Source organism: Deinococcus roseus (assembly GCF_014646895.1).
Lineage (GTDB): Bacteria > Deinococcota > Deinococci > Deinococcales > Deinococcaceae > Deinococcus_C > Deinococcus_C roseus.
In genome coordinates this window covers 1-1,737 of the sequence record NZ_BMOD01000069.1, presented here as the reverse complement: position 1 = coordinate 1,737, position 1,737 = coordinate 1, and the positions used below count along the sequence as shown (strand labels likewise).

At 42.9% G+C, this 1,737-nt stretch carries 3 protein-coding genes; 2 read left to right on the top strand and 1 reads right to left on the bottom strand.

The window, feature by feature from the left end:
- Both IEY52_RS26895 and IEY52_RS26365 read left to right on the top strand, forming a co-directional pair.
- Positions 1-587: polymorphic toxin-type HINT domain-containing protein (locus IEY52_RS26895; RefSeq protein ID WP_229685000.1), on the top strand; the 587-nt coding region annotated here is incomplete at its 5' end.
- A gap of 6 nt (positions 588-593) precedes the next feature.
- Positions 594-1,151: a hypothetical protein gene (locus IEY52_RS26365; RefSeq protein WP_189009654.1), complete on the top strand. Its 558-nt coding sequence runs from the start codon at positions 594-596 to the stop codon at positions 1,149-1,151.
- Positions 1,152-1,205: 54 nt separating this feature from the next.
- Here the strand turns inward: IEY52_RS26365 and IEY52_RS26360 are convergent, their stop codons facing one another.
- On the bottom strand, positions 1,206-1,643 hold the full coding sequence (locus IEY52_RS26360; RefSeq protein WP_229684999.1) for a putative toxin-antitoxin system toxin component, PIN family: 438 nt from the start codon (positions 1,641-1,643) through the stop codon (positions 1,206-1,208).
- Positions 1,644-1,737: the final 94 nt, after the last annotated feature.

Genomic DNA, 1,737 nt, shown 5'->3' with positions numbered 1-1,737 from the left:
CCTTCTACGTCACGGAGCGTTCAGACGCTGAACCCAGACCCAAACCTGAGGGCCACTCGGACCTGAGTGACAAGTGGGTGGGAGCAGGACACCTGAAAGTTGGGGACAAACTCAAGCAGGCTGACGGCACCCTGGGTGAAGTTCGGTACGTCAACACCATCCAGGAAGCCCGTACCATGTACAATCTGGAGGTCCAGGAAGCCCACACCTTCTTCGTCGGGACTCAGGGCTGGTTGGTGCATAACTGCCCTGAAGGTGACGAAGTAACAAAAGTTATTAATTGGAGAAGCACTCCACAATTCGGGCATACTTTCTCTACTCATGGTGCTGGAACTAAAAATACGAAAAGCTTAATTGATAGAGCCAGAGGTACTGGAAATGATCAAGGTCAGTGGTTGGATAATGAGGCAGCTTCAAAGTATCTTGGAGGCTTGGGAGAAATTAAAGAGGTCATAACAGTCGAAATTCCCAGAGGCCTAGGGCAGGTTATTAAACCAAATGGGGAAATCGTAACAGCAACTCATGCCTTAATAGTTCCCAGCAAAACAGGTATTAAGACTGCTTACCCATATATACCAGGAGAGTGATGCAGAATGATAGATATTAGGCTTGAGACAGATAGGCTTTTCCATAGCAGAACCGACACCCTCTTTATTCCGGAATATGATCTAAACTTAGATAACTATCAGTCAGTATTAATAGACTTGTGTCATTGGATAGATGAGAATATGAGTGTGAAATTTATTTTCAATCATGAAGATATTGTTTTGCCAGTAGATGTTCGCACAGATTTGCCAATATTTTTAGAGCAATTACCAAGCATTTTAAATTGGATTGATGAAGTAGTCAATAATTTAATTAATAATAATGAAATAGAAAATAAATCTTTTACAATTGAATTATATGAGCAAGGAATAGATTCGACAACACAATTTACAATAAATAGTGAAAATATAGAAGTTTTATCATTCTTTAAGGGCAAAGATTCAAGAAGTAATATGAGTATTCATTTAGTTGACTGTATTCTAACGAGGTTTTTATTCAATTTTTTTATACTGATTTCAAACAGTCATATCAATTATTTGACACATTCAATATTTGATGAATGGATTAATAATTCATCGATTAGAAATAGATTGCTTGGCAAGTGATTAACTAACACAGCAATAAGTTGGCTGGGATGTCCCAGCCAACTTATTGCTGTGTTAGTTTTCAAAAAACTTTACTATTTGTCGAGGCTCATAGACAGGAATACCCAGTTTGTTGGACAGTCTCAGCAAGTGTTTGTCCTTGGTGACAATCCCATCTGCATCCGAGGTTATCAGCAAATCCAGGAGGTACCAGTCTTTCGGGTCGGGGCAAGAGGGCCAGTCGTAATGCTCCAGATGCACCACCACTTCTGCTACCCGGTACAACTCCACTGCCAGTCCAAAGGCATCTGAAGGGGTGATGCCACCACCCAGAGCCAACACGGTTGGATAGGTCAACACCTGCCTCAGTTCAGTGAAATGCTGCTCTGAAAGCACCAGCATTACCTCAAAACGCTGGGCTGCCCGGTACAAATCAAAGGAAGGTCCTCTGGTACTGGTTAGTCCACTGAGCAGCACGTTGATGTCTGGAATCAGTCGGGGAATTTCAGACACTCAACTGGCCTGCTTCCGGACCTTCAGGCGACCTGCAAAACGCTTGTCCAGTTCCGCTTTGCTGGGTTCTGGTTTGCGGTCCCTGGGGGGTTCA